Source organism: Holophagales bacterium (assembly GCA_016719485.1).
In the GTDB taxonomy this organism is placed as follows: Bacteria; Acidobacteriota; Thermoanaerobaculia; order UBA5066; family UBA5066; genus UBA5066.
Window position 1 is genome coordinate 144,194 of the sequence record JADJZB010000022.1, and the last position, 21,997, is coordinate 166,190.

Consider the following 21,997-nt stretch of genomic DNA (forward strand, 5'->3'; position numbering starts at 1 on the left):
CAAGTCAGACCTGGCTGCCGGCCGGGTACGCGTGGGTCTCGACTCCGAGGAGGGCCGCGAGGCGCCGGCCCTTGTCGTCGGTGAAGTGGATGTCGGTCGTGACGCCGAGGCTTCCCACCTTGCGGCGGTACGCGGCCACGCTCACGACGCCCGGGGCCGGGGCGGACCGATAGGACCTCAGCTCGCCGATCGTCGTCGGCAGGTTCTCCCGCCCGAGCATCCGCTGCGCGTACAGAACGGCGACCTGGAGCCCTCCGTCGAGGGCCGCCACGTCGAGCTGCCAGGGGTTCGCCGTGCCGTTCGGCCAGCCGGCGCGCTCGACACCCTTCACGCGCCCTCCGGCGCCGTGGTCGGAGATCCCCTCGACCTCCTCGATGAGCTCGAACGCCCCCCTGTGGAAGAGGAGGTCCTGGTAGATCGGCTCTCCGGACCACGCACCGAGCTCGAGCTCGGGAAGTTCCGGCTCCGGCGTCCCGAGCTCGGAGAGAAGCTCGGCCCGGGCGCTGTAGTGATGGGTCCCCGCCGACCCCCGGACGTCCAGCTGCAGCCAGGTCCCGCTGCCGCCGAGAACCTGCCGCGCCTGGATGACGAAGCGGTCGCCCCCGTTGTCGAATCCTCCGAGCCTTATCCCCTTGAGGACCTTGATGTCGTGGAGAGCGGCGAGCGCGAGGCCGGGACGGAAGGAGCGCGCGGCGCGCGAGAGCCACTCCGCCGCGAGGACGACCGGGATGACGGGCGTCCCCTTGATCGAGTGACCTTCGAGGTAGCCGTGGCTCCTCCGCTGGACCTTCAGCTCGAGCTCCTGGACCCGGGCCTCGGCGCCCGCGAAGAGGAGCGCTTCGGCCTTCGGCTCGCCCCCGAGGACGAGCTCCACGTCCGAGCGCTCGGCGCCGCGGACCTCGTCGACGAACATGCGGGCTCCCGCGGCCAGCGGGATCATCGGGACGCCGAGCGAGGCGAACCGCTCCTTGAGCTGGGGCGTGACCATCCCGCCCTCCCAGGGTCCCCACCCGAACGACTTCACGAGGATCTGGGGGCGGCGCCGGGACTCGGCGCAGGCGACCTTCGCGAGAACCTCGTTCGCCATGGCGTAGTCGGCCTGGCCGTTGTTGCCGCAGCGGGCCGAGACCGACGAGAAGACGCAGAGGAGCTTCAGCGGGTCGTCCCCGGTGGCGGCGAGGAGCGCGCGGAGCCCCTTCACCTTCGTGTCGAAGACCCGGTCGAACTGCTCGTCGGTCTTCTGCGAGATCTTCCGGTCCGCCAGGACGCCCGCGGCGTGGACGAGCCCGGCGACGGGACCCCACTCGCCTCGGACCCGGGCGAGGACGGCACCGAGCGCCGGGGCGTCGTCCACGCTCACGGGCTCGTAACGCGCCTCGCCGCCCGCGGCCGCGATCGCCGCGAGCGTCCGGCGGATCTCGCGGTTCGACAGGACCTCGTGAACCCGGGCTCCGAGCTCGGCCGGCGCGGGGTTCCGCCCCTGGTGGCGCGCTTCGGCGAGGAGCGCCTTCTTCAGTCCCGCCTCGTCCGTGATGCCCGCGCAGGGGGCGGGTTCCTCTGCGAGCGGCGTCCTGCCGAGGAGGACGAACCGCGCGCGGCTCTCTCGCGCCCATTCCTCGAGGCACGCGGCCGTGACACCGCGGGCGCCGCCCGACACGACGACGACGTCTCCCGGAACGATGACCGGGGCGCCCGCGGAGACGGGCCTCGCCACGCTCCGGAGCGTGAACCGCCCTCCGGCCGCCGGGAGCGCCACCTCCGCCTCCCCGCCCCCTTCGAGCAGCTCGGCCACGAGGGCCTTCGCGAGCGCCGCCGGCGCACGGCCACCCCGTTCGAGGTCGATGGCTTTCAGAGAAGCCTGCGGCCACTCCTGTCCAGCGGTCTTTACGAGCGCCGGCAGGCCCGCGAGCCACGCCCGCAGCGGGTCCATCGGGCCCGTCCCGAAGGAGGCTCCCGTGTCGTGGACCGTCACGAAGAGGCCGCGCTCCTTCTCGAGCCTCTCCGCGAGCAGACGCGCGAGAGCGAACGCCTCGCGGTTCACGGCGATGGCCTCGTCAATGTCCGCGACCTCTCTGAGACCGCCGAGGTAGACGCACGCCGTCGCAGCGGAGGGAAGACTCGAAGTGGCCTTCGCGTTCACGCCGCGGGCACGCAGCTCCGCGGCGAGCGCCTCGTCCAGCTCGGGCGAGCCGGTGATCCAGACCTCGCCGCCAGAGAGGAGTCCGGGTTGCGCGAGGCCGGTCGCGGGAGCCGCGATCCGCTCCAGGACGAAGCGCCCCAGCGGAGGGGCGGCCATTGCGGGGAGGACCGGCGTCGCGGCGGGCACGACGGGCGCGTTGGGCGCTGCCGTCGCCGGCACCGACGCGGGCGCCGCTGCGGAAACCGCCGCGGGCTCCCCGATGCCCTTCATGTACTCGACGATGGCGCCGAGGGTGCGCAGCGACCCCATGTGCCCCATGTCCACCGACCGCAGCTCCGGCGCCTGGTCGGCGACCGCCGAGAGGATCTCGACCCTCTTGATCGAGTCGATCCCGAGGTCCCCTTCGAGGTCCATCCCGAGGTTCAGCATGTCGGCCGGGTAGCCCGTCTTCTCCGCCACGACCGCGAGCATCAGGGCCTGCAGGTCGACGTCGGACGTCGCCGTGATCTTTGCTTGCGGAGGCGCCGATTCCTGCGGACCGATGCCCTTCATGTACTCGACGATCGCGCCGAGGGTGCGCAGCGACCCCATGTGGCCCATGTCCACCGACCGCAAGTCCGGCACCTGGTCGGCGACCGCCGACAGGATCTCGACTCTCTTGATCGAGTCGATCCCGAGGTCCCCCTCGAGGTCCATCCCGAGGTTCAGCATGTCGGCCGGGTAGCCCGTCTTCTCGGCGACGACCGCGAGCATCAGGGCCTGCAGGTCGGCGTGGGAGGGCGGCGCGACGGGAGTCGGGACCTTCGCTGCGGCCGGCACGACGGCGACAGGGCGCGCGGTGGGCGGCGCCTCGGCGGACCTAGGCGCCTCGACCGCGTGAACGACCGGCACCGGAGCCGGCGGAGGCGTCCACGCCGGCGCCGGCGGCGCGGGAACGATCCGCGAGGCCGTCTCCCTCGTGGCCGGGACCGCCGGCATCGCGATGGCCCGGCCCGTCACCATCGCGGTGAGGCCGAGCATTCCCGACTCCGCGACGCGCAGGAAAGAGGAGTGGCTCTCGGCCATCGCCCTCTGATAGACGGCGTGCGCTTCGGCGGTCTGCCTCTGCGTCTCCTGGAAGGCCAGGACCCAGTCGGAGGGAGCGCCGGCGAGGGAACCGGCGGGTGCGACGGAAGACGAAGGCGGAGCGGGGAACGGCGCGGTCTCGTGCTTCAACTGGTCCTCTCGCGTCGCTGCGACGACAGGTCTCGCCGGAGCGGGGGCGGCCTGCAGCACGGGCTGCACGGGCCGCGGCGGGTTCGGGGCGGGGAGCGACGCGGCGCCGCCCGGCGGGGGATAGAGCTTTCCGTGGTTGCTGCCGTTGATCGACACGGCGAGCTTCGAGCGGGACGCGGCCGCTTCCCGCACGGGCGGGCGACAGTCCGCGAAGAGGTTCGCGGGCGACACCGCCACGCCCGCCGCCACGAGCCGCGCGAGCGCGAGCTGGAGCGACTCGACGCCGTTCCTCCCCTTCCTGTCGAGGCTGACGGCGAGGTGGGGACGGCCGTCGAGGATCCGTCCCAGGAGGCCCGTGAGGACCGAGCCCGGGCCGACCTCGAGGAACGTGCGGGCCCCTGCGGCGTACATCCCTTCGACCATCTCGACGAAGCGGACCTCGCTCGCGACCTGGCCCGCGAGGGCCGAGCGGAGCTCGTCGGGGGCGGTCCCGTGCGCGGCGGCGAGGGCGTTCGAATAGACCGGCAGCGCGGGCGACGCGAACGGGACCTCCGCGAGGAAGAGGGAGAACGGCTCGCAGGCGCCCGCCACCAGGCTCGAGTGGAACGCGGTGGCAACCGGGAGCCGCTGGAACGTGATTCCCTCCGCCTTCAGGCTCGTTTCGAAATCCGCGACGTCGGCCGTCGCGCCCGAGACGACGACCTGCGCCGGACCGTTGTGGTTCGCGACGACGACCCGCGGGGCGAGGCGCGCGAGGAGCTCGCGGACCTTTCCGACCGGCAGGTTCAGCGCCGTCATGGCGCCCGGGATCGCGGCCGCCTCGGCCATCAGCTCGCCGCGGCGGCGCGCCACTCTCAGGAGATCCTCTTCACTCGCGAAGACGCTCGCCGCGCGAAGGGCGACGACCTCGCCGAGGCTGTGCCCCCCGACCAGGTCGGCACGGATTCCGATCTCGTCGAGGAGGGCAAGCTGTGAGAGCGAAACGCAGGCGATCGCCGGCTGGGCCCACTGCGTCGAGGTGAGCCTCGCGAGGTCGCGCTTCTCCTTCTCCTCGCCGAATCCCGGTCTCGGGAAGACCACCTCGTGGAGCGAGGTCCCATCCTCCATCTCGAGGTTCGCGGCGCGATCCCAGGCGCCGAGCGCCGGGGCGAATCCCATCGCGAGGTCGGCGCCCATCCCCACGTACTGGCTCCCCTGCCCCGGGAAGAGAAAGGCGACCTTACCCTCGTGCAGGCCCGCACCGAACGCGCTGCCGTCCGGCAGCGCGAAGGGTTCGCCGGGAGCGGCCTCGATCCGCTTCGCGGCCTCGAGGAGCTTCGCCGCGAGGTCGGCCCCGTCGGCGGCGAGGACGGCGAGACGCGCGGTCGCGTCCGGCCGATAGGCCTCCTGGCTCTCGTGGGCGCGTCTCGCGAGCCGGCCCGCTTCCCCGATTCCGGCGGCCTCCATCGCGAGCTCGCGCGCCTTCGCCACGACTTCTGCCGCGTCATCCCCGCACACGACGACCATCTCCCTCGCGAGAGTCCCGAGGCGCGCCGCGCGCGGCGCCGGCCCGCGGTATTCCTCGAGTGCGACGTGGAAGTTCGAGCCGCCGAAACCGAACGCGCTCACCGAGGCCCGGCGCGGGTGGCGGGCATCGCGCACCCAGGGGCGCGCCTTCGTGCTCAGGTAGAAGGGGCTCTCGTCGAGGCCGAGCTTCGGGTTCGGCGCGTCGACCTTGATCGTCGGGGGGAGCACCCCGTGGTGGAGCGCCATGATCGCCTTGAAGAGGCCCGCCGCGCCGGCTGCGGCCTTCGCGTGGCCGATCTGGCTCTTCACCGAGCCGAGCGCGCACCACTGCCGGTCTTTGCGTCCGGCGCCGTCGAACACCTGCCGCAGCCCCTCGAACTCGGCGACGTCGCCGGCCTTCGTCCCGGTCCCGTGCGCTTCCACGAGCTCGACGGTCTGGGGGCCGTAGCCCGCCAGCTCGTAGGCGCGGTCGAGCGCTTTCGCCTGTCCCGCCGGCACCGGCGCGTAGACGCTCTTGGAGCGACCGTCCGAGGAGGAGCCGACGCCGCGAATCACGGCGTAGATCCGGTCGCCGTCCCGCTCCGCGTCGGCGAGGCGCTTGAGCGCGACCATCCCGAGCCCTTCGCCGAGCATCGTGCCGTCGGCCTTGTCGCTGAACGGCCGGCAGTCGCCGGTCGGCGAGAGCGCCGGCGTCTTCGAGAAGCAGAGGAACATGAAGATGTCGTTCAGCGTGTCGACGCCGCCGGAGATGACGAGGTCGCTGTGCCCGAGCTGCAGCTCGGCGACTCCCATCGAGAGCGCGCTCAGGGTCGAGGCGCAGGCCGCGTCGGTGACGCAGTTCGTGCCGCCCAGGTTCAGGCGGTTCGCGATCCGCCCCGCGACGACGTTGCCGAGGAGACCCGGGAAGGTCGACTCCTGCCACGGCACGTAGTGGTTCGCGATCCGGTCACAGATCGCCGTCACCTCGTCTTCGGGCAGGCCCGACTCGCGGAGCGACTTCACCCAGACCGGCCTCTGAAGCCGGCTCACCATGCTGGAGAGGAGCTCCTGGGCGCTCGTCACGCCGAGGATCACGGAGACGCGCGAGCGGTCCGCCGTCTCGAACTGTTCGCGAAGAGCGTCCTGGAGGACCTTCTGCGCCACGACGAGGGCGAGGAGCTGGGACGTGTCCGTCGCCGGGATCGTCGAAGGGGGAACGCCCCAGCCGAGCGCATCGAAGTCGACCGGGTCGAGGAACGCGCCCCGCTTCGCGTAGGTCTTGTCGGGCGCGGCCGGGTCGGGGTCGTAGTAGTCCTCGACGAGCCAGTGGCTCGGCGGAACGTCGCGGATCAGGTCCGTGCCGGCGAGGATGTCCTTCCAGAAGCCGGTGGCATCCGTGGATCCGGGAAAGAGGGCGCTCACGCCGACGACGGCGATGGGCTGGCGGTTCGGGGAGGAGTCGTGGGTCATTCGGGCCTCGTCGTCGGACGGTTCGGAGCTTCGGGACGAAGGGTCAGGAAAGGGGACGCGGGCGGAAGTCGAATGCGGAGGGCGGAACGGCGAGCCCCGAGGCGCGGAGCTGCTGCGCGCGTGTCACCGCAGCGGCCCCCTCCATCAGGTTGCGGGCGACCTGGACGGCGGTCCGGCTCTCGGGCTTCTCCAGGAAGCTGCCGCGGACCCACGAGTTGAACGCGCCCATCGCCGGTCCGCACCAGATCTGGTAGTCGGTGCTGCGGTCCGGGCTCGCCTGCGATCGCCCAGCGGCTCGAGAGGCCGAGGTACGAGCGGAAGACGAGCGCCATGAGGTGGCGTGGGTCGGCCTCGGCCCTCGCCACCTCGCGCGGGTCGCGGGCCGCCCAGAAGGCGCGCGTCGAAGTCCATGCTTCGCTGAACGTCGCCTTGAGGAGCTGCGTCTCGACCTTTTCCCTCTCGGCGGCAGGGATGCTCTCGAGCGACGGCCAGGAGCGGTAGAGCTCGTAGAGCTTCTTCGCACGGACGGCGAACATCGTTCCCCGGCGCAGGACCTGCACCGTGACGCCCAGCTCGAACATGTCGGCCGCGGGCGCCATGATCACGTCGGCGATGCCCGCTTCCGCCAGGAGCGCCCGGCCGCTCTCGTGGAGGCCGCTCTCGACGCAGGCCTGGTTCACCGTGCCGGTCACGACGTAGGAGGCGCCGAGGGCGAACGCCGCCGCCACAGACGAAGGCGTTCCGAGGCCGCCGCCCGCGCCCACGCGCACCGCCTGCCGGTATCCGCGCTCGGCGGCGACCCGGTCGCGGAGTCGCAGGAGCGCCGGGAGGAGTGCGGTCAGCGGCCGGTTGTCGGTGTGACCGCCGGAGTCGGCTTCCGCGGTGAGGTCTTCCGCCAGCGGGAGGCCCCCGGCAAGCCTCGCCTCCTCCGCCGTCAGCTGGCCTCTCTCCACCAGGACTCGCAGGATCTCGGCAGGGGGGGGCTCCAGGAAGCGCATCGCCACTTCCTCGCGCGAGATCTTCGCGAAGAGGTGGTTCTTCCTCCGGGTTCGCCCGGAGGGATCCGTCGTCAGGCCCGTGGCCGCGTACCGGACGACGGCCGGCGTCAGCGCCATGTAGGCCGAGGCCTCCACCCGCGTGACGCCCTTCCTCAGGTAGAGGTCGGCCACGGCCTCCTCGAGCGCGGGCTCGTTCGGGCTGTGGATCAGGTTCGCGCCCCAGGGAAAGCCGCTGGCGCCCAGCTCCTTCTCCAGCTCGGCCAGTGCCCCCTCGACGCGGCCCGGCGAAAGCCCAGCCGCCCCGAAGAAACCGAGGAATCCGGCGCGCGCCACCTCGGAGACGAGGCGGACCGAGGCGATGCCGTTGGCCATCGAGCCCGTGACGTAGGGGAACCGGGCTCCGTGCGTCTCGGAAAACGTCCGGTCCCCGAGCCACTCCGGGTAGAGGGGCGGCAGGGATGCCAGGTGCGGGAAGGTACCGGCGGTCAGGCCACGGCCCTCCGCGGAGAGCAGCTCACCCCCGAGGCCGAGACCGATCCGTCCCTCGTCCTCGCGGACGACGTGGGCCGTGGACCGGATCTCCTCGAGCGCGCTCCCGATCTCGGCCGGCGTGAAGGCCGGGAGGCGTCCGTCCGGTCGCCAGCGCGCCGGAGAGGCGGGAAGGGTCACGGCCCGGTGGTCCCTGGAAAGTGGCACTGAGTGGCGTTTTGCACTGAGGCGCAGTTATATCCTTCCCCCTGTGAAAACGCCAAGGCCCCTGCGTGAAAAGAAAAAGGAGGCCACCCGGCGCGCACTACTGGAAATCGGGAACCGGCTCTTCCACAAGAAGGGGTTCGAGGCCACCACGATCGACGAGATCTGCGAGGCGGCCGGGGTCAGCCGGCGGACGTTCTTCCGCTACTTCCTGAACAAGGAAGCCCTGGTCTTCCCGCACCGGAAGGAACGGCTGGACCGCTTCGTGGAGTTTCTCGTGAGCGCGCCGCCGGACGAGCGGCCCGTGGCGACCCTGCGCCGCACGGCGAATGCCTTCGCTCGCGAATACATGGCGAACCGTGCCCAGCTCGTGGCCCAGCAGAAGCTGATCCAGACGTCTCCCGCCCTCCTCGCCCGCGAGCGCGAGATCGACAGGGACTGGGAGTCCGCGATGTCCCGCGCGTTCCGGGAACGCGCCGGCCCCGGCCACGCCTCGGAGCTGCGGGCCCGCGTCTTCGCGGGCGCGGCGATCGGCGTCATCCGCGCGACCATGCGGCACTGGTTCAATACCGACGGCAAGGAAGACCTCGCGCGCCTCGGCGAAGAGGCCCTCGCCTGCCTCGACCGCGGCTTCTCGCTCGAGTGACCCGCCCCGGCGCGGTCAGGCCTTGCCCGGTTTCGCCGATGCCTTCGGGCCCGCCTTCACCTTTCGGGTTGTCCGCTTCTCCGCGGGCGCGCACATCGCCTCGACCGACTTCGGCGCGGCGGAGGTGAGGATGCGGTGGCCTTCCGCGGTCACGAGGACGTCGTCCTCGATCCGCACGCCGATCCCGAGGAACGAGGCCGGCACCTTCTTCTCGTCGGGCCGGATGTAGAGCCCCGGCTCCACCGTCAGGACCATCCCCGGCTCCAGCAGCCGCCACTCCCCCTTCGCGTCGTGGTAGCGGCCCCGGTCGTGGACGTCCATCCCGAGCCAGTGCGACGTCCGGTGCATGTAGAAACGGGTGTAGTCCCCTTTCTCGACCGCCTTCTTTCGCTTCCCCGAGAGGAGCCCCAGCTCGAAGAGACCGTCGATGAGGACCTCGACCGCCGCGTCGTGGACGTCCTGGAAGCGCCCGCCCGGCCTCACCTTCGCGATGGCCGCGTGCTGGGCCGCGAGGACGACGCGGTAGACCGCCTCCTGCTCCGGACGGAAGTGCCCCGAGGCGGGGAACGTCCGGGTGATGTCCGACGCGTAGCCTTCGTACTCGCACCCCGCATCGACGAGGACGAGGTCGCCGTCCTCGATCTTCCGGTCGTTCTCGACGTAGTGGAGGGTCGTGGCGTTCGGGCCCGAGGCGACGATCGTCTCGTACGACGGCCCCGACGCCCCTTCCGTCCGGAAGCGCCTCGCGATGGCCGCCTCCACCTCGTACTCCATCCGCCCCGGCCGCGCCATCTCGCGCGCCTCGTCGTGCGCCACGGCCGCGATCGCCGCGGCCCGCTCCATGAGGGCGACCTCTTCCGGTTCCTTGCGCAGGCGCAGCTCGTGGATCACGTCCGTCACGTCGTTCACGGCGACCGGCCCGCGCTGCGGGATGCGCGCCTCGCGCCGGAACCGGCCGAGGATCGAGGCGACGAGGAGGTCGCGTTTCTCGTCGATCCCGAAGGCGTAGTGGAGACTCGACGAGCCTCGGATCAGCTCGGGAAGCCTCTTCTCCAGCTCCCCCACCTCCCAGGCCTCGTCGGCACCGTGGACCTTCACCGCCCCCTTCGTTCCCGCGCGCCTCCCCTCCCAGGTCTCCCTCTCGCGGTCCCTGGGCCTCACGAAGAGGAAGTACGCCCGCGCCCCCGCGTCGAGGACCGCGACCGTCTCCGGCTCGCCGAACCCCGTCAGGTAGAAGAGGTCGGGATCGGGCCGGTAGCGGTAGGCCGTGTCCCACCCGAGGTGCTGCTCGGGCGTGGCGAAGAGGATCGCCACCCCCTCCTTCACGCGGTCGAAGAACCGCTCGCGGCGGCGGGCGAAGAGGTCGGTCGCTGCGTTCGACATGGCGAAAGTCTACCTGCGCGGCGCGTGAGACGATTCCCCCGATGGACAACACTCGCATCGTGCGCCGGCTCGCGGCCCTCTACCCCGCCGAAACCGCCTCGCGCCTCAAGCGCTCGGTGATCGAGGGACAGGTGACGGTGAACGGTGCCGTCGTCGACGACCCGGGTGCGCTCGTGACGGAGAAGGACACCGTCGTGTTCGACCCGAACCGCAAAGTCAGGCGGAAGGTCGACACGTCCCTCACGATCCTCTACCAGGACGACGACGCGGTGGCGGTGGTCAAGCCCGCGGGGCTCCTGACGCACCCGACCGAGGCCAAGGAGAAGGACTCGCTCCTCTCCCGCGTCTCTTCGTGGGCGGCGAAGGCGGGCAAGGGACGGGCTTACGTCGGCGTCGTCCACCGGCTCGACAAGGAGACGTCCGGAGCCCTCGTCTTCGCTCGGAGCCGGAAGGCGATGGTGAGCCTTCAGGCTCAGCTTCGCGCGCACACGGTGGACCGCCGGTACGTGGCGGTCGTGGAGGGGAACCTCGCCGGGGACCAGGGGACGTTCGATTGGCCGATCCTCGAGGAGGGCGAACGGCGCAAGCGCGTGGCCCGGGACGGCGAGACGGGGATCAAGGCAGTCACCGACTGGAAGGTCCTGGAGAGGTTCGGGATCGCGACCCTCGTCGAGGCGAGGCTCAGGACGGGGCGGACGCACCAGATCCGGATCCATTTCTCGCACGCCGGACACCCGCTCGTCGGCGATCAGGTCTACCGCGACCCGAAGAAGCCGGGCTTCCCGATTCCGTTCAAACGGCAGGCCCTCCACGCCGGGCACCTGGGGTGGGAGAAACCCGACGGCGGAAAGGTGTCGGTCTCCACGCCGCCCGCGAGGGACTTCGAGGAGCTCCTCTCCGAGCTCCGGAAGCGCAAAGCAAAAGCCGGGCGATCCGGAAAGCCCGGAGCGCCCGGCCCTTCGAAGAAACGCTGAAAAGCTACTCGAGGACGACGAGGACGACCCGGCGGTTGGCGGCGCGGGCCTTGTTGCCCTTGCCCGTGTCGGCCGGGAGCGTGTCGCCGTAGGAGATGGTCGTCATCCGCTGGATCGCGAGCTTGTGCGTGCGCGCGAGGTAGCGGCGGACGGATTCGGCGCGCTTCTCGCCGAGGGCATCGTTGATCTCGTCGGTCCCGGTCGAGTCGGTGTGCCCCTGGATCTCCATCCAGACGGGGCGGGCCAGCTCCTTGACCTTCACCGCGAACTCGTCGAGGGCAACCTTGGCGTCGTCGTTCAGCTCGGCCGAGCCGCTGCGGAACTTGACGCGGTCCTCGGTGAAGGTCTGCTCGAAGACGACCTTCCCCTTGGCGAGGATCCCGGCTTCCTGGGCGCGCTTGAGGGCTTCCTGCGCGGACTGGGAGAGCTTGGCGATCTCCTGGCCCTGGGCGTCGACCTTCGCCTCGGTCGCCTTCTGCTTCGTCTGCAGGTCCTCGACCTGGGTCTCGACCGTCTCGATCTTCTGATCGGTCTTGGCCGTGGCCGCGGCGATCTTCTCGTCGACCGTCTTCGTGGTGGCGCACCCGAACGCGCCCGTCACGAGGACGGCAACGCCCACGAGGGCAGCCCGGTTCAGCTTCGTCATTCCATTCCTCCTCAGCGTCCGATGGACGGCCTCACCGTTCGCTCATTTGGTTCCGGAACTGCGCGGCCCGAGCGCGGGAGGGTCGGAACCACGGTATCCGGCCCTCACGCGGACGGGGCGGGCCGGTCCGGCCACCCTCAAGGTGAGGCGTCGATATCTTACCGGACCGAGGCCCGTCGGGGAGAAACCAATCAGATATTGAGACCGCAAGTCTTTTTGAATGTCGAGGATACGGGCGGGGAGCTGGGCCGGGTCGTCGACCACGGCCATTCGCCCCCCGGTGATCCGGGCGATGTGGCTGAGCACATCGATGTCGAGCATCCACTCCACGGTCATGCCAGGGAGCGGCTGCATGAGGGCCCCGGGGGAACGGAGACCGAGAGGAAAGACCGGAACCTCGACCCCCTCCATCATCTTCGCCAGCTCGGGCTCCGTGATCCGGGAGTCGTTGTCGATGCCGTCGGAGAGAAGAACGATGGCCCTCGAGCCGTTCTTGCCCTGGAGACTCTTCTCCGGCATCCGGGCGAGGGCGTCGCGGAACGCGGTCTTTCCCCACGGCTTCACCTGCCGCGCCGCGGCGACGATCCTCCCGGCGTCTTCCGTGAACCCGACGATCTCCTTCACCTCTCCCTCGGCGAAGACGAAGAGGGCGAAGTCGTCGCCGGGGACCCGGGTCGCCGCGAGGGTCTCGAGCGCGGCCCACGCCCCTTCCATCTTCCCGCCGAGACCCATCGAGCCCGACCCGTCGAGAAGGACGGCGTAGGAGACCGGGGCGTCCCCGCTCCCCTGGAAGAGGTCGTACGCCACCGGAACGCCGTCGGCGAGGAGCGTGACGTCCTTTTCCCTGAGATCCCCGATGGGGCGTCCCTTCCGGTCCGTGACGACGAACGGGACGAGGACGTAGCCCACGGAAACGTCGGCGGCGGCCCGCTGGGGCGTCGCCACAGCCCGCGGGCGGACGGCCGGCGCGGCGGGTGAGCGGGGACGGGCTGCCGGCGTCACGGTGCGGGCGGCGGGCACCGGGGACGGCGCCGGGGGGCGCGCGGGGGTGCCCGAAACCGCGGACGCCATCGCCGTGGGCGAGGAGGCCGGCGCCGGCGGTCCGGCCGGTAACGCGACGACCGCACCAGGTGGCAGGGGCGTCGGGGACTTCGCAACCACCGGTAACGGCCGGGCGATCGCGGGAGAGGGGCTGGGCCGCGGAGCCGGCGTTTGGGTGGGAGTCGGCCGGCCGAACCCGCCGCCGAGGCGGAGGGACTCCTCCCCCGTCGCAGCCATCGTTGCCACGAGAAGGAGCATGGTGACGGTCGGGACCGGTCCTCTCACCGGAGGATTGTCGCAGGAGGGCGGCCCCGCCCTCCGCGGACGGGGCAGGACCGCGCCGGACGAACGGCTTAGAGCAGCTCGGCCTGGGAAAAGAAGAACGTCACCTCGCGGGCGGCGTCGGCGAGATTGGCCGAGCCGTGCGAGGCGTTGCGCTCGATCGACTGGCCGAACTCCTTGCGGATCGTCCCTTCGTCGGCGTTGGCCGGGTTCGTGGCGCCCATGACGGCGCGCCAGTGGGCAACGGCGTTCTCCCGCTCGAGGACGGCGACGAAGACCGGACCCGACGTCATGTAGGCGACGAGGGAGCCGAAGAAGCCCTTGCCCGCGTGCTCGGCGTAAAACCCCTCGGCCTCGCCCTTCGTGATCCGGTGGAACTTCATCGCCACGACGCGGAAGCCCTCGGCCTCCATCCGGGCGAGGATCTTTCCCGCGTTCTTCGCTTCGACGGCGTCGGGCTTGATGATCGCGAAGGTCTTTTCCAAGATGGTCTCCTGTTGTCCGTTCAGCCCTTGATGGCCTTCAGCAGCGTCTCGCCGATGAGGGCCGGGGAGTCGGCGACGAGGACGCCCGCGGCGCGGAGGGCGGCGACCTTCTCGGTCGCGGTCCCCTTGCCGCCGGAGATGATCGCGCCGGCGTGACCCATGCGGCGGCCCGGAGGGGCCGTGCGGCCGGCGATGAAGGAGGCGACGGGCTTCTTCAGGTTCGCCTGGATCCAGGCGGCCGCCTCTTCCTCGGCGCTCCCGCCGATCTCGCCGATCATGATGATCGCCTCGGTCTCCGGGTCGTCCTTGAACATCTCGAGGCAGTCGATGAAGTTCGTGCCGTTGACCGGGTCGCCACCGATGCCGATGCAGGTCGACTGGCCGAGCCCGAGCGCGGTCGTCTGGCCGACCGCCTCGTAGGTGAGGGTCCCGGAGCGGGAGACGATGCCGACCTTGCCGGGGCGGTGGATCCGCGCCGGCATGATGCCGAGCTTCACCTTCGCCGACGGGCGGATGACGCCCGGGCAGTTCGGCCCGACGAGGCGGACGTTCGGGCGATCCGCGAGAAACGCCTTGACCCGGATCATGTCGTTGACCGGGATCCCCTCCGTGATCGCGATGACGAGGGCGACGCCCGCGTCGGCGGCTTCCATGATCCCGTCGGCCGCGGCCGGCGGCGGGACGAAGAGGAGCGACGCGTTGGCTCCCGTCTTCTCGACCGCCTCGTGGACGGTGTTGAAGACCGGGATCCCCTCGACGTCGGTGCCTCCCTTGCCGGGGGTGACGCCCGCGACGACCTGGGTCCCGTAGTCACGCCCGGCGAGGGCGTGGAACTTCCCCTCGCGACCCGTCAGGCCCTGGACGAGGACCTTCGTGTCGGTGCTGAGCCAGCTGGCCATCTCAGTTTCCCCCCTTCGCGACCGCGGCGATGATCTTCTCCGCGGCGTCCTTCATCCCGTCGGCCGGGATGACGGCGAGGCCGGAGTCGCGCAGGATCGCCTTCCCCTCCTCGACGTTCGTCCCCTCGAGGCGGACGACGACGGGGATGGTGCAGCCGATCTCCTTCACCGCCTTCACGACGCCGCTGGCGATGATGTCGCACCGCATGATGCCGCCGAAGATGTTGATGAGGACCCCCTTGACGTTCGGGTCCGAGAGGATGATCCGCATCGCGTTGCGGACCTGCTCCTCGTTGGCGCCGCCGCCGACGTCGAGGAAGTTCGCGGGGCTCCCGCCGGCGTACTGGATGATGTCCATCGTCGACATCGCCAGGCCCGCGCCGTTCACCATGCAGCCGACGTTGCCGTCGAGCTTGATGTAGTTGAGGTTGAACTTCGACGCCTCGACCTCGAGCGGGTCCTCCTCGTCGAGGTCCCGGTACTCCTTGATGTCGAGGTGCCGGAAGAGGGCGTTGTCGTCGAAGTTCATCTTGGCGTCGAGCGCCACGACGTCGCCCGAGCCGGTGATCATCAGCGGGTTGATCTCGGCGAGCGAGCAGTCGGTCTCGACGTAGGCCTTCGCGAGGGCGAGAAGGAAGGGGACCGCCTTCTTGTGCGTCTCCCCCGTCAGGCCGAGCGCGTAGGCGACCTTGCGCGCCTGGAACGGCTGGAGGCCGGCGATCGCGTCGAACGGCTCCTTCAGGATCGCCGTCGGGTCCTTGTGGGCGACCTCCTCGATCTCCATGCCGCCGAACTTCGACGCCATGAGGACCGGCTTGCCGATGGCCCGGTCGAGAGTGATGCCGAGGTAGAGCTCCTGCGCGATGTCGGCCGCCGCCTCGACGAGCACCTTCTTGACCTTGCGCCCCTCGGGGCCGGTCTGGTGGGTGACGAGCTGCATGCCGATGATCGCCTTGGCGGCCTCGAAGGCTTCGTCTGGGCTCTTCGCGAGCTTGACGCCGCCCCCCTTGCCACGCCCGCCGGCGTGGATCTGGGCCTTCACGACGGCCTTGCCGCCCAGGTCCTTCGCGATCTGGCGGGCCTCCTCCGGACTGTCGGTGACGCGGCCCGTCGGGGTCGGGACACCGTAGCGACGGAGGATCTCCTTCGCCTGGTACTCGTGAACTTTCATCTCGGAGTCCCCTCTTCGGATCTCGTTTCGCCCGGACGGGCGGGGCGGATTCTAGTCCGGGGCCGGACACAGGGGCCATTCCGGTCACCGGCGACCCTCCGGGCAGCCTGGTCAGCGGGCCGCGGCGAGGAAACGGCGGACATCGGCGCGGATCCGGAGGGCCTCGGCCCGGGAGCCCGCGGCTTCGGCGGCACGTACCGCCCGGTCGGCGGCGAGGGCGAGGTGACCGCGGGCCGTGACGTCCCGCGCGCGGCGCGCCCAGAGCGCGGCGAAAGGCGGGGGCCGCGACGTTCCACGCTTCATGACCCTTCCCGGTACGCAACAAGAGCTCGGCCTCGAGAAGGGAAAGAAGCTCCTCGTTGCCGGAAGCCCTCTCCTTCTCGGCAAGCACCGCCGGAAGGAGAGCCCCGGCATCGGCCCCGCCGGCGAGGCGGCCCTCGAGGAGCCAGGTGCGCCGGAGCGAGGTCGCCGGCTCGCTCCCCGACGGGAGCGGTGCGGGCCTGCCCGCCCGCCAGAGGACGAACGCCTTCATCTCCTCCTTCCAGCTCCAGGCCACCTGGGTGGCGTCGATGAGGGCGAGCGCCTCGTCAAAGCGTCGGCGCTCGCAGAGCGCGAGCAGGGCGTCCTCGCACCCCGCGACGACGATCCACGGCTCCTCCCGATCTCCCCGTCCGAGAACGGCGCCGCGGTACCACGGGATCGCGCGCGAAAGCTCTCCGGAAAGGTGGAGGGCGCGTGCGGCGTCGAACTCGACGGAGGTCCGCGCCACGGCGTCGCGGCCGACCGCCCGGTAGAGCCGTTCTCCTTCGTACGCACGGCCGGCGGCAATCTCGAGGCGGGCCTCCGTCCGCCGAGCCCACTCGAGAAGAGAGGGATCGCCCGCCGGGGCGATCGTCCTGACGGCTTCTGCCGCCGCGGCCGCGGCTCCCGGGGAATCGCCCGCGCCGTGGAGCCACGCGGCGCGGCGGAGGAGCAGCCACGCCGACGTGCGGCGCTTCTGGCGATCCGCAGTCCCGAGAGGGGAACGGCGCTTCGCCGGGAATCCGTCGAATCCGAGCTCGAACGGCTCGGCCGAGAGGCCCGAGAAGCGGAGGACCCGAGCCTGGGAATCCACCTCCATGCGCTTGGCGGCACCGGAGCGCCAGGCGGGGCCGAGCGCATACCAGGCGAGGGAGTCGAGGCGGTCCTCGAAGACGCTCAGGTCCGGAGAAGTCGCCGGCCACGATCGGGCGCCTTCCACGGTCCTCTCCGGACTACCGAGAACGGCCGGGCGAACGGCGGCGACCGCTGCGTACTGCCCGAGCCTGTTGGCCGCCGATGCGAAGAGCAGCTCGTTCTTCCCGTCCCCGTCGAGGTCGACGGACCCAAGGAAGACCTGGTGCCCGCTGGCCATCAGGACTGGCCGCGAGACGGCCGTTTCGGGATCGACGAGGAGGACCGCCGACGGGAAGGACTGGGGGTCGACGAGGGAGAGGATCAGCTCGTCGCCGTCGCGGCCGTCCGCGTCGACGGCCTCGAGGGCTCCGAACCCCAACCGGCTCGGCAGGTCCCAGAGGCTCGACCCGTCGGGAGGCGCGACGAGGATTTCCTTGCGGACCGCCCCCGAGGCGGGTTCGAGGAGCACGATCCTCAGCCCGCCCCTGCCCCCGTCGGGTTGATCGGCCACGACCCCGGCGACGCCGCTCTTCCCGCCGGGCCTCCGGAAGCGGAGGATGGCCGTTTCGTTTGGGATGTCGGTCCGGTCCCAGAGAGCACGCCCTCGCGCGTCGAGAGCGACGACGCCGCGGCCGTCTGCCCGCGGGGCGAACCCTGCGGGCTCGGGTGACAGACGCAGCAGAGGTCTCGCGAGGAAAGCGGCGGCGAGCACCGCGACGCCGAGGGTGGCCGCCGCCGCGAGACCCCACTGCCGGCCGCGGCGTGCGATCGTCCCCGTCGCCCGGCGCGAACGCAGGTCGGCGAGCGCCGCCTCGGCCGACGCATACCTCTCGCCCGGCTCCTTCCTGAGGAGCCGGGCCACGAATGCGTCCAGCCAGGGCGGCGTGTCGGACCTCACGGAGCGCAGAGGAGGCGCCGGTTCCCGGACGTGCGCGAGCGCCGTCCCTACGGCCGAGTCGCGGCGGAACGGCACGCCACCGGTCAGCATCTCCCAGAGCGTGATCCCGAACGAGTAGAGGTCGCTGCGGCCGTCGAGGTCCTTCCCGAGCGCCTGCTCCGGCGAGAGGTACTCGACCGTCCCTACGATGGTGTCGGTCGCGGTGGCCCGGGTCTCGTCCGCCTCGAAGTGGCGCGCGAGGCCGAAGTCGGCGAGCTTGACGGAGCCATCGGCCGCAAGCAGTACGTTTCCCGGCTTCACGTCGCGGTGGACGATCCCGAGGCCGTGCAGGACCGCGAGACCTTCGAGAATCTCTCCCGCCATCCGGAGCGTCTCCTCGAACGGAAGCGCGCCTTCAGCGAGCCTCTCCCTGAGCGACCCGCCCGCGACGTCCTCCATCGAGAGGAAGACCGACTCGCCCGAGGCGTCGATGTCGAAGACGCGGACGAGGCGGGGGCTCGCCGCCTGCCGCGCGATCGCCACCTCCCGCCGCAGCCGCGCGAGCGCCGCGGGGCTCGTCCGGTCGGCGCGGAGGACCTTGAGAGCGACGACCTGCTTCAGGTCGCGGTCGAAGGCGGAGTAGACGACCGCCGAGCCGCCTGTCCCACGGACCGAGCGGATCTCGAAGCGGGAGCCGACGGCCGTTCCCGCGGCGAAGAGGCGGATTCCGCCCGTCTCGTCCCGGGAACTCACGCGCGGACTCTGGTCCATCGTCCGGGTCCGGTCGTCCACCGCTCCTCCGCTTGCCTTCATTCTAGGTCGCACCTCGGCCCCGGACACCGTCGAGTACGATTCCCCCGCCCTTCCCAGGCACAGGAGACGGATCAATGCTCACCGGAAAGCGGATCGCCATCATCGGCTCGGGGACCATGGGACGCGCGCTGGCAGGGGGACTCCTGCGTTCCGGCAAGGTGGAACCGGGGCAGCTCGCCTGCACCGCACGAACCCGCCAGACTGCCGACAAGATCTCCGGCGAGCTGGGCCTGCTCTGCACGACCGACAACGCCGAGGCGGCCCGCGGGGCCGACATCGTCGTCCTCTGCCTGAAGCCGAAGGACGTGGCGAAGGCGTGTGACGGGCTGAAGGCGAAGGGTGCGCTCGGCCACGCGCCGCTCCTCGTCTCGATCGCCGCCGGCATCTCGACAGCGGCCATCGAGGAGGCGGTCGGCGAGGGGATTCCGGTCGTCCGTGCGATGCCGAACACCCCCTGCTTCATCGGCAAGGGGATGACGGTCGTCTCGAAAGGGGCGCACGCCACGGACGAACACGCGGCCGTGGCCCTCGACATCTTCTCGACGATGGGGCGGACGATGGAGCTTGAGGAGAAGCACATGGACACCGTGACCGCCCTCTCGGCGAGCGGCCCGGCGTTCATCTACGTCGTCCTCGAGTCGCTCGCCGACGGCGGCGTCATGCGCGGCCTGCCCCGCGCGGCCGCCATCGAGCTGGCCGCGCAGGCGGCCCTCGGCGCCGCGGAGATGGTCCTCGTGACGGGCCGTCACCCCGCGGCCCTGAAGGACGACGTGACGACCCCCGCCGGCTGCACGATCGCGGGCATCCTCGCAATGGAAGACGGGCGCATCCGCTCCGTCCTCGCCCGCGGTATCGAGACGGCCGCCCGCGCTGCCGGGGAGCTGGGCAAGTGAGCGCGCTCCTCGCCGCAAGCCTCCTCCTCGCCGCGAAGGCCGCCGTCGCCCCAGCCCCGGCGCTCCCAGGCACGCCGCCCTCCACCCAGCTCGCTGCCCTGAAAGCACGGTCCATCGGTCCATCGGTCATGGGAGGACGGGTCGTCTCGATCGCTGTCGACCCGGAAGACCCCGCCACCTTCTACCTCGGCCACGCCACGGGCGGCCTCTGGAAGACGACGAATGCGGGCGCGACGTTCTCGCCGCTGATGAAGGAGGAGAAGGTCTTCTCGATCGGCGCCGTCGCGGTGGCCCCGTCGGACCCGCGAGTGATCTGGGCCGGGACGGGCGAGGCGACGGACCGCAACAGCGCCGGCTTCGGCACCGGAGTCTTCCGCTCCTCGGACGCCGGGGCGACGTGGTCGCACGTCGGCCTCGCGTCGAGCCGTGCCATCGGAAGGATCCGCGTCCACCCCGCGAGTCCCGACGTCGCGTTCGTCGCCGTCTCGGGCGACCTCTGGACGAAAGGAGGCGAGCGGGGGCTCTTCCGGACGACGGATGGCGGGAAGAGCTGGACGAAGGTGCTTTCCGCCGCGGCCCCAGACGACGCCGACACCGGCTGCGCCGACGTCGTCCTCTCTCCCGCCGACCCGAACGTCGTCTTCGCGGCGCTCTACGCGCGCCGCCGGACCCCGTGGTCCTTCACTTACGGGCCCTCCCTGACCGGCGGCCGCGACGCGGGCGGGATCTTCCGCTCGACGGACGGCGGCTCCACCTGGACGAAGCTCGCGGGCGGCCTCCCGCCCCAGACGGGCCGCATCGGACTCGCCATCTCGGCCTCGAGCCCGAAGGTGGTCATGGCGGTCGTCCAGAGCGACGCGGGAGGGACGAGCGGGATCGACGAGATCGAGAGCCGCGCCGGCGGGACTTTCCGCTCCGAGGACGGCGGCGACACCTGGGTTCGCGCCTCACGCCTGAACCCGCGCCCCTTCTACTTCAGCCAGATCCGGATCGACCCGGTCAACGACCGGCGCGTCTACGTTCTCGGCTTCGCCCTCTCCGTCTCGGACGACGGCGGCAGGACGTGGCGCGAGGATCTCTTCGGGAAGGTCCACCCCGATTGCCACGAGCTCGTCGTCACCGGGACACCCGCGCCGCGACGCCCCGCCCCGCCGAAGGAGGGCGAGCCGCCGGAGCCGGAGAAGAAGCCGGTGTCGCCGCGCCTCTTCCTCGGAACGGACGGTGGCGCCTACCTGAGCGCCGACGCGGGCGGGACGTGGGACCACGTGGACCGGATCCCCTCCGGGCAGTTCTACCGGATATCCCTCGACGACTCCTCCCCTTACCGGATCTGCGGGGGCCTTCAGGACAACGTGAACTGGGTCGGCCCGAGCCGGACCTTCACGAAGGATGGCATCGTCAACGCGGACTGGATCCAGGTGGGGGGCGGGGACGGCTTCTGGTGCGTCTTCGATCCCGTAGACCGCAACCTCGTCTACGCCGAGTCACAGGAGGGATACGTCCACCGGTTCCACCTCGGGAGCGGCCAGGTCAGGAACCTCCGCCCGGAGCCGGCCGAGGGGCAGCCGTCCTTCCGCTTCCACTGGAACTCGCCCCTCGTCCCGAGCCGGCACGAGAAGGGAACGATGTTCCTCGCCGGGAACCGCGTCTTCCGCGTGACGGACAAGGGTGAGAAATACACGGCCGTGAGCCCCGACCTCTCGACCCAGGAGCTGACGAAGATGACGGCGAAGGGGAGCGGCGCCGAGAACTACGGCGTCGTCTACGCCTTCTCCGAGTCGCCTCTGAAGGCCGGGCTCCTCTGGGCCGGGACCGACGACGGGAAGCTCTGGATGACGGAGGACGGCGGGGCGAAGTGGACCGACCTGACCGGCTCTCTCCCCGCGACCGCCAGGGGCAGTGGATCGCCCGCGTCGAGGCGGGGCGCCACGACGAGAAGGTCGCGTACCTGGCCGTCTCTGCCTTCCGGAGCGGGAACCACGCGCCGCTCTACTTCCGGACGGCCGACCTCGGCCGGACCTGGACCTCCGTCGCCGGAGACCTCCCGAAGGACGGGGCGGCCGACGTGATCCGCGAGGACCCGAAGAACCCCGACCTCCTCTACGCCGGGACCGAGTACGGCTTCTACGCGACCCTCGACCGCGGCCGCACCTGGGTGAAGCTGGGCGACCTGCCCACCGTCCCCGTCGACGACATCGCGATCCACGAGAGGGACCGGGACCTCGTCGTCGCGACGCACGGCCGGAGCCTCTTCGTCATCGACGACGTGACGGCCCTGCAGGAGCTCGGCCCCGAGGTCCGTGCGAAGGCGTTGCACCTCTTCCCGCCGCGCCCCGCCGAGGCCCGGCACCTCCTCCCCGGCTGGGCCGACTGGGACGGGAAAGCGCAGTTTCGGGGAGAGAACCCGAAGGAAGGGGCGCTCCTGACGTTCTGGGTCAAGGAGGCGACCGGAGAGCCGGTGAAAGTCTCGATCGCCGGCCCGGACGGCCGGCCCGTCGCGAACCTGACGGCGCCCGGCGTCCCCGGTCTCGGGCGCGTTTCGTGGGACCTGAAGAAGACGAAGGACCTCCTCACCGAGTACGGCGGCCTACCGGCCGGCCGGCACGTAGCGCCTGGCGACTACCGCGTGACGGTGACGTACGGCGAGGCCCGGAGCACGCAGACGCTGACGGTGACGGCGGCCGAGGGGGTCGAGACCCGGTAAGCCTTCGTTCCGCTTCGCTTCGCAGGG

At 71.2% G+C, this 21,997-nt stretch carries 13 protein-coding genes and 2 pseudogenes; 5 read left to right on the forward strand and 10 right to left on the reverse strand.

Annotated elements, in window-relative coordinates:
* Positions 1 to 4 precede the first annotated feature (4 nt).
* Together IPN03_15510 and IPN03_15515 are read right to left on the reverse strand one after the other, a co-directional pair.
* Positions 5 to 6,310: an SDR family oxidoreductase gene (locus IPN03_15510; protein MBK9375084.1), complete on the reverse strand. Its 6,306-nt coding sequence runs from the start codon at positions 6,308 to 6,310 to the stop codon at positions 5 to 7.
* Positions 6,311 to 6,353: 43 nt separating this feature from the next.
* Positions 6,354 to 7,977, reverse strand: a pseudogene (locus IPN03_15515) (PfaD family polyunsaturated fatty acid/polyketide biosynthesis protein).
* 13 nt (positions 7,978 to 7,990) lie between these two features.
* Between IPN03_15515 and IPN03_15520 the strand changes: the two are divergent.
* Positions 7,991 to 8,647 carry a TetR family transcriptional regulator gene (locus IPN03_15520; protein MBK9375085.1) on the forward strand — a complete coding sequence of 219 codons (657 nt, stop codon included), beginning with the start codon at positions 7,991 to 7,993 and terminating at the stop codon, positions 8,645 to 8,647.
* Between the two features lie 15 nt (positions 8,648 to 8,662).
* On the opposite strand, the gene IPN03_15525 is transcribed toward IPN03_15520, so the two are convergent.
* Positions 8,663 to 10,030 (reverse strand): aminopeptidase P N-terminal domain-containing protein, encoded by a 1,368-nt coding sequence (locus IPN03_15525; GenBank protein MBK9375086.1) that lies wholly within the window; start codon positions 10,028 to 10,030, stop codon positions 8,663 to 8,665.
* A 41-nt stretch (positions 10,031 to 10,071) separates the two neighbouring features.
* Here IPN03_15525 and IPN03_15530 point away from each other — a divergent pair, with 41 nt between their 5' ends.
* Positions 10,072 to 11,004 (forward strand): RluA family pseudouridine synthase, encoded by a 933-nt coding sequence (locus tag IPN03_15530; GenBank protein ID MBK9375087.1) that lies wholly within the window; start codon positions 10,072 to 10,074, stop codon positions 11,002 to 11,004.
* Between the two features lie 4 nt (positions 11,005 to 11,008).
* Here IPN03_15530 and IPN03_15535 read toward each other — a convergent pair whose 3' ends face one another.
* From IPN03_15535 to IPN03_15565, 7 genes and pseudogenes are all read right to left on the reverse strand, one after another.
* A complete protein-coding gene (locus IPN03_15535) occupies positions 11,009 to 11,650 on the reverse strand; it encodes an OmpA family protein (protein MBK9375088.1) in 642 nt (213 codons plus the stop codon).
* 42 nt (positions 11,651 to 11,692) lie between these two features.
* Complete coding sequence (locus tag IPN03_15540; protein ID MBK9375089.1) at positions 11,693 to 12,595, reverse strand: VWA domain-containing protein; 903 nt, start codon at positions 12,593 to 12,595, stop codon at positions 11,693 to 11,695.
* A gap of 449 nt (positions 12,596 to 13,044) precedes the next feature.
* Positions 13,045 to 13,458, reverse strand: a complete 414-nt coding sequence (gene ndk, locus IPN03_15545; protein ID MBK9375090.1) for a nucleoside-diphosphate kinase — start codon at positions 13,456 to 13,458, stop codon at positions 13,045 to 13,047.
* 20 nt (positions 13,459 to 13,478) lie between these two features.
* Positions 13,479 to 14,357, reverse strand: coding sequence for a succinate--CoA ligase subunit alpha (gene sucD / locus IPN03_15550; GenBank protein MBK9375091.1), 879 nt, complete (start codon positions 14,355 to 14,357; stop codon positions 13,479 to 13,481).
* A gap of 1 nt (position 14,358) precedes the next feature.
* Positions 14,359 to 15,528 (reverse strand): ADP-forming succinate--CoA ligase subunit beta, encoded by a 1,170-nt coding sequence (gene sucC / locus IPN03_15555; protein MBK9375092.1) that lies wholly within the window; start codon positions 15,526 to 15,528, stop codon positions 14,359 to 14,361.
* Between the two features lie 111 nt (positions 15,529 to 15,639).
* A complete protein-coding gene (locus IPN03_15560) occupies positions 15,640 to 15,831 on the reverse strand; it encodes a hypothetical protein (GenBank protein MBK9375093.1) in 192 nt (63 codons plus the stop codon).
* A 1,660-nt stretch (positions 15,832 to 17,491) separates the two neighbouring features.
* Positions 17,492 to 18,373 (reverse strand): annotated as a pseudogene (locus tag IPN03_15565) (serine/threonine protein kinase).
* A 74-nt stretch (positions 18,374 to 18,447) separates the two neighbouring features.
* Between IPN03_15565 and proC the strand changes: the two are divergent.
* From proC to IPN03_15580, 3 genes are read left to right on the forward strand one after another with little or no spacing between them, the layout of a single operon-like run.
* On the forward strand, positions 18,448 to 19,266 hold the full coding sequence (gene proC, locus IPN03_15570; GenBank protein ID MBK9375094.1) for a pyrroline-5-carboxylate reductase: 819 nt from the start codon (positions 18,448 to 18,450) through the stop codon (positions 19,264 to 19,266).
* Positions 19,263 to 21,335, forward strand: coding sequence for a hypothetical protein (locus IPN03_15575; protein MBK9375095.1), 2,073 nt, complete (start codon positions 19,263 to 19,265; stop codon positions 21,333 to 21,335). The genes proC and IPN03_15575 overlap by 4 nt, the downstream gene beginning before the upstream one ends.
* The gene (locus tag IPN03_15580; GenBank protein ID MBK9375096.1) at positions 21,332 to 21,970 is read left to right on the forward strand and encodes a hypothetical protein; all 639 of its coding nucleotides are present in this window, start codon (positions 21,332 to 21,334) and stop codon (positions 21,968 to 21,970) included. Before IPN03_15575 ends, IPN03_15580 begins: the two co-directional genes overlap by 4 nt.
* The last annotated feature ends 27 nt before the right edge of the window (positions 21,971 to 21,997 follow it).